Origin of the sequence: Sphingomonas sp. ERG5 (assembly GCF_000803065.1) — a bacterium.
Taxonomy (GTDB): Bacteria; Pseudomonadota; Alphaproteobacteria; order Sphingomonadales; family Sphingomonadaceae; genus Sphingomonas.
On the sequence record NZ_JSXI01000012.1, the window covers coordinates 56,256 to 67,502 of the forward strand.

12 protein-coding genes are annotated in these 11,247 nt (G+C 64.0%); 10 read left to right on the plus strand and 2 right to left on the minus strand.

From position 1 onward, the window contains the following. The first annotated feature begins 5 nt into the window (after window positions 1–5). The 4 genes from prpC (at window position 6) to OO12_RS02765 (ending at window position 4,830) form a co-directional block, all read left to right on the plus strand. Window positions 6–1,163 (plus strand): bifunctional 2-methylcitrate synthase/citrate synthase, encoded by a 1,158-nt coding sequence (gene prpC / locus OO12_RS02750; RefSeq protein ID WP_034157147.1) that lies wholly within the window; start codon window positions 6–8, stop codon window positions 1,161–1,163. A gap of 10 nt (window positions 1,164–1,173) precedes the next feature. Beyond that, on the plus strand, window positions 1,174–2,094 hold the full coding sequence (prpB, locus tag OO12_RS02755; RefSeq protein ID WP_034157104.1) for a methylisocitrate lyase: 921 nt from the start codon (window positions 1,174–1,176) through the stop codon (window positions 2,092–2,094). 3 nt (window positions 2,095–2,097) lie between these two features. Then, window positions 2,098–2,757, plus strand: a complete 660-nt coding sequence (locus OO12_RS02760; RefSeq protein WP_034157105.1) for an epoxyqueuosine reductase QueH — start codon at window positions 2,098–2,100, stop codon at window positions 2,755–2,757. Window positions 2,758–3,021: 264 nt separating this feature from the next. Beyond that, the gene (locus OO12_RS02765; protein ID WP_034157106.1) at window positions 3,022–4,830 is read left to right on the plus strand and encodes a DUF885 domain-containing protein; all 1,809 of its coding nucleotides are present in this window, start codon (window positions 3,022–3,024) and stop codon (window positions 4,828–4,830) included. Between the two features lie 43 nt (window positions 4,831–4,873). Here the strand turns inward: OO12_RS02765 and OO12_RS27370 are convergent, their stop codons facing one another. Both OO12_RS27370 and OO12_RS02770 read right to left on the minus strand, forming a co-directional pair. Further along, the gene (locus OO12_RS27370) at window positions 4,874–5,545 is read right to left on the minus strand and encodes a hypothetical protein (protein ID WP_082006302.1); all 672 of its coding nucleotides are present in this window, start codon (window positions 5,543–5,545) and stop codon (window positions 4,874–4,876) included. A gap of 130 nt (window positions 5,546–5,675) precedes the next feature. Beyond that, window positions 5,676–6,302, minus strand: coding sequence for a TetR/AcrR family transcriptional regulator (locus tag OO12_RS02770; RefSeq protein WP_034157107.1), 627 nt, complete (start codon window positions 6,300–6,302; stop codon window positions 5,676–5,678). Between the two features lie 128 nt (window positions 6,303–6,430). Between OO12_RS02770 and OO12_RS02775 the strand changes: the two genes are divergently transcribed. From OO12_RS02775 to OO12_RS02800, 6 genes are all read left to right on the plus strand, one after another. After that, a complete protein-coding gene (locus tag OO12_RS02775) occupies window positions 6,431–6,892 on the plus strand; it encodes a DinB family protein (RefSeq protein WP_160296723.1) in 462 nt (153 codons plus the stop codon). Between the two features lie 206 nt (window positions 6,893–7,098). Next, window positions 7,099–8,007: an ATP-grasp domain-containing protein gene (locus OO12_RS02780; RefSeq protein ID WP_034157109.1), complete on the plus strand. Its 909-nt coding sequence runs from the start codon at window positions 7,099–7,101 to the stop codon at window positions 8,005–8,007. Next, a complete protein-coding gene (locus tag OO12_RS02785) occupies window positions 8,007–9,023 on the plus strand; it encodes an LLM class flavin-dependent oxidoreductase (protein ID WP_034157110.1) in 1,017 nt (338 codons plus the stop codon). The genes OO12_RS02780 and OO12_RS02785 overlap by 1 nt, the downstream gene beginning before the upstream one ends. Then, complete coding sequence (locus tag OO12_RS02790; protein WP_082006304.1) at window positions 9,020–9,754, plus strand: methionine ABC transporter ATP-binding protein; 735 nt, start codon at window positions 9,020–9,022, stop codon at window positions 9,752–9,754. Before OO12_RS02785 ends, OO12_RS02790 begins: the two co-directional genes overlap by 4 nt. Further along, on the plus strand, window positions 9,751–10,416 hold the full coding sequence (locus OO12_RS02795; protein ID WP_034157111.1) for a methionine ABC transporter permease: 666 nt from the start codon (window positions 9,751–9,753) through the stop codon (window positions 10,414–10,416). The genes OO12_RS02790 and OO12_RS02795 overlap by 4 nt, the downstream gene beginning before the upstream one ends. Window positions 10,417–10,431: 15 nt before the next feature. Beyond that, window positions 10,432–11,229, plus strand: coding sequence for a MetQ/NlpA family ABC transporter substrate-binding protein (locus OO12_RS02800; protein ID WP_034157112.1), 798 nt, complete (start codon window positions 10,432–10,434; stop codon window positions 11,227–11,229). The last annotated feature ends 18 nt before the right edge of the window (window positions 11,230–11,247 follow it).

An 11,247-nucleotide genomic window follows, 5' to 3' on the forward strand; every position in this document is an offset into this window, starting at 1 on the left:
AAGCCATGAACGCCACGTTCAAGCCGAAAAAGTCCGTGGCGCTTTCGGGCGTGACGGCGGGCAACACCGCGCTGTGTACCGTGGGCAGGACCGGCAACGACCTGCACTATCGCGGTTATGACATCCTCGATCTCGCCGAGACCAGCGAGTTCGAGGAGATCGCTCACCTCCTCGTCCACGGCACCTTGCCGACCGCGTCGCAACTGGTCGCGTACAAGGCCAAGCTGAGGGTGCTGCGCGGCCTGCCGCGTTCGGTCAAGGAAGCGCTGGAGGCAATCCCGGCGGCGGCGCATCCGATGGACGTGATGCGCTCCGGCGTGTCGGCGCTGGGCTGCGTCCTGCCGGAAACGCATGACCATAATTTGCCCGATACGCGCGACATTGCCGACCGGTTGATGGCATCGCTCGGGTCGATGCTGCTCTATTGGTATCATTATGCCCAGCATGGCCGGCGGATCGAGGTCGAGACCGATGACGACAGCATCGGCGGGCATTTCCTGCACCTGCTCCACGGCAAGTCGCCGTCCGACAGTTTCGTGCGGGCGATGCACACCTCGCTGATCCTCTATGCCGAGCATGAGTTCAACGCATCGACCTTTGCCGCGCGAGTCATCGCCGGGACCGGGTCGGACATCTACTCGTGCATCGCCGGGGCGATCGGCGCGCTGCGCGGTCCCAAACATGGCGGCGCCAATGAAGTCGCGTTCGAGATTCAGAAACGGTACGCAACGCCCGACCAGGCCGAGGCCGATATCCGTCGCCGCGTGGATGCCAGGGAGGTCGTGATCGGCTTCGGCCATCCGGTCTATACCGTGTCCGACCCACGCAACGTCGTGATCAAGCGCGTGGCGAAGGCATTGGCCGATGAGGCGGGATCGGTTCGCCAATATGCCATCGCCGAACGGATCGAACAGGTGATGATGGACGCCAAGTCGATGTTCCCCAATCTCGACTGGTTCAGCGCGGTTTCCTATCATTTGATGGGCGTGCCGACCGCGATGTTCACGCCCTTGTTCGTGATCGCGCGCACGTCCGGTTGGGCGGCGCATGTCGTCGAACAACGCATCGACAACAAGATCATCCGCCCCTCGGCGCATTATACCGGCCCGGAGAATCTCGCCTTCGTGCCGCTGGCGGCGCGCAGCGAGAGCGTGGCGGCGTAAAGGAGAAGACATGCCCTATCTGATTGCAGACGAATTGCCGCAGGAGTCGGCGGGCAAGCGCTTCCGCGCACAGCTTGAACGGCCGCAGATCTTCCGACTGCCCGGCGCGCATAACGGCCACGCCGCGCTGCAGGCCAAGGCGGCCGGGTTCGAGGGTCTCTATCTCTCGGGTGCGGCGATGACGGCGAGCATGGGTTTGCCCGATCTCGGTATCATCACCGTCGATGAGGTCGCCTTCTTCATCCGCCAGATCGTCCGGTCATCCGGCCTGCCGCTGCTGGTCGATGGCGACACCGGCTATGGCGAAATCCTGAACGTCATGCACATGGTCCGCACGTTCGAGGAGGCGGGTGCCGGCGCGGTGCATCTGGAGGATCAGATTCTCCCCAAGAAATGCGGGCACCTCAACGGCAAGAAACTGGCCGAGCCCCGGGATGTGGCGGCAAAAGTGGCGGCGGCCAAGAAGGCAAGTCGCGATCTCGTGATTGTCGCGCGTACCGACGCCGCAGGCGTTGAGGGGTTCGATGCCGCCGTGGCGCGGGCGAAGCTCTATGTCGATGCCGGTGCCGATGCGATCTTTCCGGAAGCGCTCAACACGCGTGAGATGTTCGAGAAATTCGCGCGCGCCGTGCCGGATGTTCCGCTCCTCGCCAACATGACCGAATTCGGCAAGACGCCCTTCTTCACCGCGACCGAGTTCGCGGAAATGGGCTACCGGATGGTGATCTGGCCGGTGTCCTCGTTGCGCGTCGCCAACAAGGCGCAGGCCAGGCTCTATGCGGCAATCGCCCGCGATGGCGGGGCGCACAAGATAGTCGATGAGATGCAGACGCGTGCCGAACTCTATGATGTGATCGGCCTGCATGAGTATGAAGCGCTCGACGCTTCGATCGTGAAGACCATCGTTCCCGAAGCAATGCCGCAAAGCTGAGTCATGACCGATTTCGACCGCCCCATTCTCACGCCGCCCGACGGGCAGAAAAAGGTGCTGCTGCACAGCTGCTGCGCACCCTGTTCGGGCGAAGTGATGGAAGCGATGACGGCGAGCGGCATCGATTACACGATCTTCTTCTATAATCCGAACATCCATCCGAAGGAGGAATATCTCCTCCGCAAGGACGAGAATATCCGCTTCGCCGAACAGCATGGCGTGCCGTTCGTCGATGCCGATTACGACACGGTGAACTGGTTCAAGCGCGCCAAGGGCATGGAATGGGCGCCCGAGCGCGGGCTGCGCTGCACCATGTGTTTCGACATGCGCTTCGAACGCACCGCGCTTCATGCGCATGAGCATGGCTTTCCGGTGATCACGTCGTCGCTCGGCATTTCGCGCTGGAAGGACATGGCGCAAATCAACGGCAGCGGGGAACGCGCCGCGGCGCATTATCCGGGCCTGGCCTATTGGACCTTCAACTGGCGCAAGGGCGGTGGTTCATCGCGGATGATCGAGATTTCCAAGCGCGAGCAATTCTATCAGCAGGAATATTGTGGCTGCATCTATTCGCTCCGCGACAGCAATGCGCGTCGCGTGGCCAGCGGGCGTGCCGAGATCCGGATCGGCGAGCTGTTTTATGGCGCTGACGAGTCTTCGTAGCGCTGGCGGGATCGTTACAGCGTGCCCGGAACTGGGCCTCCGACGTGCCGAATTTCCGCTGTCGCCGATGTGAAAAGCCAGAGCGTTTTCGGTTTGAGCGGAATCACCTTCGCCGTTCGTCCGCCGGACGTGATCCGGCAAATCGGTTATGCGCTAAAAGGGCGGGTCGACCGTCGCTTTTAAGTGGCTGTACCGACAGACATCTCCATAATGCCCGCGAGCCATTCAAATGGTCGATCGGATCAATCGTCAGGGAGAAGTCGCATGCAGCGTCGTCAATTCATCGCCGGCGCTGCCGCTGCCACCGTTGCCGCAGGGCTTCCGGCGCGTGCCGTGGCGGCGCGGGCGAAAGGCGATGCGGCGTTGCGCGCGATGCTCGATCGCTTTTTCTATGGCCGGCTCGATGACTCGCCCGAACAAGCGACGCGGTTGGGGCTGGATTCGGGTGCGCGCGCCGCGTTGAAAGCGAAACTGAGCGATGAATCCGCTACGGGCCAGGCACGCGAACTGGCCCTGGCCAGGGCGGAGCTTGCCGAGCTGCGCGCGTTCGACCCCAACGGCTTGTCCCCGGCGGCGAAGCTCGATCACGAGATCGTGACCTATCAGCTGACCCGAGCCATCGCCGGTGCCGAGAAATTCCCTTATGGCAGCAGCCTTGGCCGGTTCGCGCCTTATGTCCTCAGCCAGCTCACCGGGCCGTACCGCGATGTTCCCGACTTTCTTGAATCGCAGGCGCGGGTTCGCGATGCTGTGGAAGCGGATGCCTATCTCTCCCGGCTGGAAGCGTTTCCCAAGAGCATCGACGACAGCAGCGACCGCCAGCGCGCCGATGCGGGCCGTGGTATCTTTGCGCCGGACTATATCCTCGACACGACCCTGAAACAGCTGGGCAGCGCGATGGAGCGGCCGGCCGAGCAGACGGTGATGGTCGCGAGCTTCGCTGCAAAGCTGAAGGCGGCAAACCTGCCGGCCGATCGTGTCGCTCGCGCGACATCGATCGTGCACGACAGCGTGTTCCCGGCACTGGAGCGCCAGCGCGCGCTGGTCACCGAATTGCGCGCCAAGGCAGTGCATGACGCGGGGTGCTGGCGGCTGCCCGACGGTGACGCCTATTATGGGGCGGCGGCCGAAGCGGCGACCACCGTGCCGATGAGTGGCGACGAGATCCATCGCGTTGGCCTGGCCCAGGTCGCGGAGATCACGGCGCGGATCGACGGCATTCTGAAGACGCAGGGGATGACGCAGGGGACGGTCGGCCAAAGGCTGGTGGCTTTGAACGAGCGGCCGGACCAGCTTTATCCCAACACCGATTCCGGCCGCGACGCGCTGCTCGCACAGCTCAACCGGCAGATTGTCGCGATGCAGGCACGCCTGCCCGAAGTGTTTGCGAGCTTTCCCAAGGCCCCGGTCGAGGTGCGCCGCGTGCCGCCGACGATCCAGGCCGGTGCGCCGGGCGGTTATTATGAGAATGCCTCGCTCGATGGGTCGCGGCCGGCAATCTATTACATCAATCTGCGTGACACGTTCGACCGGCCCAAATTCGGGCTGGCGACGCTGACGCATCACGAAGCGGTGCCGGGCCATCATCTGCAGGTCACGCTCGCGCTCGAGAGCGATGACATCCCGCTGATCCGCCGGCGCGGCTTCTTCAGCGGCTATTCGGAAGGGTGGGCGCTTTATTCGGAGCAACTCGCCGATGAGATGGGGATGTATGAGGGCGATCCGCTGGGGCAGGTCGGTTATCTGCAATCCCTGCTGTTCCGCGCGACGCGGCTGGTGGTCGACAGCGGCATGCATGCCAAGCGCTGGAGCCGCGAACAGGCGACCGACCATCTGATTGCGACCACCGGCATCGCCCGGGGACGCAGCCAGGGCGAGATCGATCGCTACACTGTATGGCCGGGTCAGGCATGCAGCTACAAGATCGGGCATACCGCCTGGACGCGGCTTCGCGACGCGGCGAAGAAGCGTCCGGGTTTCGACCTGAAGGAGTTCCATGCGGTGCTGCTGCAGGGTGCGATGCCGCTGGCCGTGCTTGACCGTGTCGTGCGGGCGCGCTGGGGGATTGCCTGATGCTTTCGTGCAATCTGATCAAGTGAGCGTCAGGCTCACGACATTAGTCGCTCACCGTCCAACCCTGCTTTGGCTCTCTCCCGCGAACTGGTTGAGCAGCCTTCAGCGCTCGCTCATACTCGGCGGCGGCATCGGGTTTCACGGTACCGCTCACCGGAGCACGGTTTCTTACAACCGAGGGAACAGGCGGCAACGGTCGGGGTGGTATCGGTGGCGCGGCACCTATGCCATATCCTGAATAGCTGACGGCCCGACCATATTGATCCAGATGGTCGACGACTGGCACCCCCGGATGGGCGCCACCCGTGCCACCAAGCCTTCGTAATATGTCTGCCGCGACGGCAGTGTAGCAAGTGCTAGGCCGCTTCGTCCGGCACGCTGCGGGTGGGGAAGGAGTGTGGCTCGGTCTGGCGTAAAGAGTTGCGGAGTTGAAACCGGGGCTGCGCGACATCGATCCGCCCAGCAGTTCGACATAAGCAAAGCCCTGTTCGCGTGCGAGCTCAGCAGCGCGGTACATCGCCATATCGATCGCTTCGCCACGTTGTGTGGACGCGACCACGCGCCAGGATCCGTCCTTCTGTGGATCCTCCTTGTAACCGAACTGATAGCCGATGCCGTGCCACGCCTTCATCGGACCATAATAGGCTGGTTCCGATGCGGCGGCATAAGCAGACGGGAGGGCTGTCAAAAGCAACAGATAATGCCATGGACGCATCGCTATCCTCCCTGGAATAGAACCGTTCTAGCTGTGCCGGGTTAACAGCAAGTAGCTGTCGGATCTTCGGAGTGCGAAAGGATGGTGACGCGCCAAATACGTTGCGCCCGCACCGCGCTGCCACCTTTCCTCATTCCCGCAGGTATCGGACGATGAGGCGCGTGGCTTCATCGACGAGCGTTGCAAAAGCTTCGTCCGATGCGATGTCGGGGCGGTGCAGCACCGCCATATGCGTCAGCGCCTCGATTGAGGTGACGCAGACAAAGGCCGCAAGCTCGGCATCGACGATGCGCAGCTCATCGCGGTGCGCTTCGAGATAGGTGCGGAACAGCGCATAATTGTCGCGGCTGAAGGTCTCGACATTTTCCAGCTGCCCCACGCGCGGGATTTGCTCGGCGATGACGCGGTGAAGTCTTGGGTCGATACGATGCGCCTCGATCGCGACGGTGACCAGGCTGCGCACCGCTTGTTCGACCGGTAGCGTCACCACCTCGGCCAGCACGCCGCGTACGACGCGCATCAGTTGCTGGTTGTGGCGCTCGATGACGGCGGCGACGAGTGCCTCCTTGCTTGGGTAATATTGGTAGAGCGAGCCGATGCTGACGCCGGCTTCCTCGGCGATCCGGTTGGTGCTCGCCTTGTCGAATCCGTCCCTGACCAGAATGCGAGCGGTCGCCTCGATCAGCGCATCGACGGTCGCGCGCGATCGCTCCTGAGACGCCTGTTTCCGGGGGTTGATGAGTGGCTTGCGCGCCAAGTCCGGTGCTCCCTCAGGCATGCGAGTAGGCAATATGAGCGATTGCTCATATTATGTCCAGCGCGGCCCGAAAACGGGCCCTGGCAAGAAAGGATGCAGCGATGCTCATATGCCCCTATCGCAAATTGATGCGTTACAAGCGTTGGTCGACCAATGGCCTGAACGCGGTTCTGGCGGAGACCATGGAGCGGTTCAGCGATCGGGACCGGGGCCTGATCCTGCAAGTGCTCGATCATATCCAGACGGTCGATGAGATCTTCAGCCATAATCTCGAAGCGCGCGATCGCCCCTATGTCGCGCCACGTTCGGCCGAGCTTCCCTCCTTCGAAGCGGTGGCGGGCAAGGCTCGATCGATCGGCGACTGGTATGTCGACTATACCGACCGCCTGACGCCGGCGCAGCTGGATGAGACGATCGCCTTCACTTTCTCCAACGGCGCGCCGGCACGCATGACACGCGGCGACATGATCCTGCATGTCGCCACACACGGTGCCGGCCACCGCGGCAATATCGGGGCGATCCTGCATCTGAACGGCGTCCAGCCCAACCCCGATCGCATCACCGATTTTCTCGAAGCTGGAGACACCTGATCGGCGCAGGCAATCGCATCGGCGGCTTTTCGGGATAAGGCTTGAATGCCGACTTTGTTGATGGGATATTGGCATGGAACAGGGTGCCGCCACGTTCGAGAATGGATTCCGGTGCGAAAACCAAAACTTGCCGACACCCAAGCCGCCTTCGGTGGCGTTGATGCGCAGGGCGTGGCAGGCGCGGTCGGTATGACATGCGAGACCCTGTGATCGACCTGGCCGTCCTGTTCGAGCATCCCGCATGGTTCGTGCCGCTGTTCGACGCGCTCGATCGGCGCGGCATCGGCCATGTCGCGCTGCGTCCCGACGGGCATTTCGATCCGGCCGATCGGCGGACGCCCGCCCCGGTGGTGTTCAATCGCATCGCCATGTCGAGCTTCCTGCGCGCCGATGAGCATCCGATCTTCCATGCGATCGCGCTGCTCGATCATTGGCGCCGTGGCGGTGCGCGGGTGATCAACGGTCCCGAGGTGTTGGCGATCGATTCCTCCAAGGCGCGGCAATTGTCGCTGATCGCCGGCCTCGGCCTTGCCGTCCCCGCGACGCGGGTGGTGCACCGTGTCGCCGATGTCGAAGCGGCCGCCGCGACGCTTGCCTTTCCGCTGGTGATCAAGGCCAATATCGGCGGGTCGGGCGCGGGCATCACGCGCTATGACTCGATGGATGAACTCCGCGCGGCGATCGCCGACCGGCGACTGCCGACCAGTGTCGATGGCGTGCTGCTCGTCCAGGACTATGTTCCGGCGCGGGACGGCACGATCACCCGGATCGAGACGCTTGACCGTCACTATCTCTATGCGCTCGACATTGCGGGTGGCGGCGCGTTCGATCTCTGCCCGGCCGATGCGTGCCAGGTTCCGGGCGCGCCGATCCCGATGATCGCGAGCGATCCCGGCCCGGTTCTGACGCACGCCGCCGAGGCGATCGCGCGTGCGGCGGGTCTCGACGTTGGCGGGATCGAAGTGATGATCGATGATCGCGACGGGATCGCCCGTTTCTACGACATCAATGCGCTGTCCAATTTCGTGGCCAAGCCGATCGATGTGCTGGGCTGGGATCCGCATGACCGGCTGGTCGATTATCTGATACAGGTGATCCAGGAGGCGCGCGGCTGATGCGCTATGGATATTGGATGCCGGTGTTCGGCGGCTGGCTGCGCAACGTACCCGATGAGGGCATGGCGGCGAGCTGGGACTATGCGAAGCGGCTGGCGCAGCGGTCGGAGCGGCTTGGCTATGATCTGACCCTGATCGCCGAGCTCAACCTCAACGACATCAAGGGCGTCGAGCAGCCCGCGCTCGATGCCTGGTCCACCGCGGCGGCGCTGGCCGCGGTGACCGAGACGATCGAGCTGATGGTCGCGGTGCGGCCCAATTTCCATCACCCGGCATTGTTCGCCAAGGCCGCCGCCAATATCGACCGCATCGCCGGCGGGCGGCTTGCGCTCAATGTCGTGTCGTCCTGGTGGGCGGACGAGGCGCGGCAATATGGCCTGCAATTCGACCAGCATGACGACCGTTATGCCCGCACCGAGGAATGGCTGCGCGTCGTCGATGGCCTGTGGAGCGAGGAGAGATTCAGCTTCGAAGGCCGATTCTACCGCACCGAAGAGGCGATCTGCGCGCCCAAGCCGGTCAAGCGGCCGACAGTCTATGCCGGGGGCGAGAGCGACAAGGCCAAGGCGATGATCGTCGCGCAGTGCGATGCCTATGTCATGCATGGCGATCCGGTCGAGGCGATCGCGCCGAAGATCGCCGAGATGGCCGACCGCCGTGCCGCAGCCGGTGGCGCGCCGATGCAGTATGGCATGGCCGCCTATGCGATCGTTCGCGACAGCGAAGCGGAAGCGCAGCGCGAGCTGGCGCGGATCACCGACGTCACCGACCTGCCCGCCGGATACGCCAATTTCGATCAATGGCTGTCGGGCACGCAGCTCGAGCGTGAGCTGAAGATCCAGGAATATTCGGTATCCAATCGCGGGCTGCGCCCCAATCTCGTCGGCACGCCGGAGCAAGTGCGCGAGCGGATCGAGGAATATGAAGCGGCGGGACTCGGCCTGCTTTTGTTGCAGATGAGCCCGCAGGCCGAGGAAATGGAGCGGTTTGCAGCGCAAGTGATGGGTACGGCATGATCGAGCTGAAGGATGTCCGGAAGCGCTTTGCGGGCGCGGGCGGCGCGGCGCTGGATGGCGTGACGCTGTCGATCGCGCGCGGCGAAGTGTTCGGGGTGATCGGTCCGTCGGGTGCGGGCAAGTCGACGCTGATCCGGCTGATCAACGCGCTGGAAAAGCCGAGCGACGGCCAGGTCGAGATCGAGGGCACCGATGTCGCGGCGCTCCCGCCGGCGCAATTGCGCGCGCTGCGGCGGCGGATCGGGATGATCTTCCAGAATTTCGGCCTGCTCACATCGCGGACGGTCGCCGCCAATGTCGCTTTCCCACTGAAGCTCGCCGGCATGCCGCGTGGCGAGCGCGACATAAAGGTTGCGGCTCTGCTCCAGCGCGTTGGGCTGAGCGACCATGCCGACAAATATCCCGCCCAGCTTTCCGGCGGCCAGAAGCAACGCGTCGGTATCGCCCGCGCGCTTGCGACCGGCCCCGACATCCTGTTGTGCGACGAAGCGACGAGTGCGCTTGACCCCGAAACGACGCGCAGCGTGCTCGCCTTGCTGCGCGAACTGAACCAGGAACTGGGGCTGACGATCGTGCTGATCACGCATGAAATGGAAGTCGTGCGCGCGGTGTGCGACCGGGTCGCGGTGCTCGAGCAGGGCAGGGTGGCCGAGACCGGCAGCGTGGCGGAAATCTTCGCCGGGGCGACCCATCCCGCCACCCGGCGCATGCTCGCGGCGCTCGGCGCATGAGCGGCTGGTTCGCCAATGTCGACTGGGCGGATATCGGCCGGGCCTGCCTCGATACGCTGGCGATGCTTGGCGGGTCGCTGGTGCTGACCATCGTGCTGGGCCTGCCGCTCGGCGTGCTGCTGTATCTCACCGCCGAACGCCAGATCGCGCAGAACCGCGTCGCCAATGCGGTGATCGGCATCATCGTCAATATCCTGCGTTCGGTGCCGTTCATCATCCTGCTGATCGTGATGATCCCGCTGACGGTGGCGCTGGTCGGCACCTCGCTTGGCGTGGTCGGGGCGATCCCGCCGCTGGTGATCGGCGCGGCGCCCTTCTACGCCCGGCTGGTCGAGGCCGCGCTGCGCGAAGTCGACCGCACCACGATCGAGGCGGCGCAGGCGATGGGCGCGACCACGCGCCAGATCGTGACCGGCGCTTTGATCCCCGAAGCCATGCCCGGCATCGTGTCCGGCGCGACCGTCACCGCGGTGGCGCTGGTCTCGTTCACCGCGATGGCCGGGGTGGTTGGCGCCGGAGGGCTGGGCGATCTGGCGATCCGCTTTGGCTATCAACGTTTTCAGACCGACGTCATGGTCGTCACCGTCACCTTGCTGGTCCTGCTCGTCCAGGCGATCCAGCTGGCCGGCGACCGTCTGACGCGGCATTTCACACACCGCTAGATCAGGAAAAACCCCATGAACCGCCGCTTGCTGCTTGCCGCTTTGCCTTTGTTCGCGATCGCCGCCTGTTCGGGGAGCGGGGCCAGGAAGGACGGGAAGACCCTGACCGTCGCCGCCACCGCGGTGCCGCATGCCGAGATATTGGAATCGGTCAAGCCGGCACTGGCGAAGCAGGGCGTCGACCTGCAGATCCGGGTGTTCAACGATTATGTCCAACCCAATCTGCAAGTCGACCAACGCCAGATCGACGTGAATTATTTCCAGACCGGGCCGTATCTCGACGAGTTCAACGCGGCGCGGGGCACCAAGCTGGTCGCTTATGCCGGGGTGCATGTCGAACCGCTTGGCGGCTATTCGCACAAATGGAAGTCGCTCGCGGCGCTGCCGGTCGGCGCGACCGTTGCGATTCCGAACGAAGCGAGCAATGAAGGGCGCGCGCTGCTGCTGCTCCAGCGCGCCGGGCTCATTCGATTGAAGAACCCGACCAATCCGCTGTCGACCTTGCGCGACATCGTCGACAATCCGAAAAAGCTGCAGTTCAAGGAGCTCGAGGCGGCGACATTGCCGCGTGTGCTCGACCAGCTCGACCTGGCGCTGATCAACACCAATTACGCGCTCGATGCGAAGCTCAATCCGGTACGCGACGCGCTGCTGATCGAGGACGCGAAATCGCCTTATGTGAACTTCGTCGTCGGCCGGGCGGGCGAGGACAAGGACCCGCGCGTGGTGAAGCTGATCGCCGCGCTGCGCAGCCCCGCGACGCGAACGTTCATCGAAACCCGGTACAAGGGGGCGGTGCTGCCCGCATTCTGACCGCGCGGGCGGATCCTG

Bases quoted from the DNA above. Each gene is read 5' to 3' on its own strand.
- prpC (WP_034157147.1), top strand. From the start codon at position 6: ATGAACGCCACGTTCAAGCCGAAAAAGTCCGTGGCGCTTTCGGGCGTG.
- prpB (WP_034157104.1), top strand. From the start codon at position 1,174: ATGCCCTATCTGATTGCAGACGAATTGCCGCAGGAGTCGGCGGGCAAG.
- OO12_RS02760 (WP_034157105.1), top strand. From the start codon at position 2,098: ATGACCGATTTCGACCGCCCCATTCTCACGCCGCCCGACGGGCAGAAA.
- OO12_RS02765 (WP_034157106.1), top strand. From the start codon at position 3,022: ATGCAGCGTCGTCAATTCATCGCCGGCGCTGCCGCTGCCACCGTTGCC.
- OO12_RS27370 (WP_082006302.1), bottom strand. From the start codon at position 5,545: ATGCGTCCATGGCATTATCTGTTGCTTTTGACAGCCCTCCCGTCTGCT.
- OO12_RS02775 (WP_160296723.1), top strand. From the start codon at position 6,431: ATGCGTTACAAGCGTTGGTCGACCAATGGCCTGAACGCGGTTCTGGCG.
- OO12_RS02785 (WP_034157110.1), top strand. From the start codon at position 8,007: ATGCGCTATGGATATTGGATGCCGGTGTTCGGCGGCTGGCTGCGCAAC.
- OO12_RS02790 (WP_082006304.1), top strand. From the start codon at position 9,020: ATGATCGAGCTGAAGGATGTCCGGAAGCGCTTTGCGGGCGCGGGCGGC.
- OO12_RS02795 (WP_034157111.1), top strand. From the start codon at position 9,751: ATGAGCGGCTGGTTCGCCAATGTCGACTGGGCGGATATCGGCCGGGCC.
- OO12_RS02800 (WP_034157112.1), top strand. From the start codon at position 10,432: ATGAACCGCCGCTTGCTGCTTGCCGCTTTGCCTTTGTTCGCGATCGCC.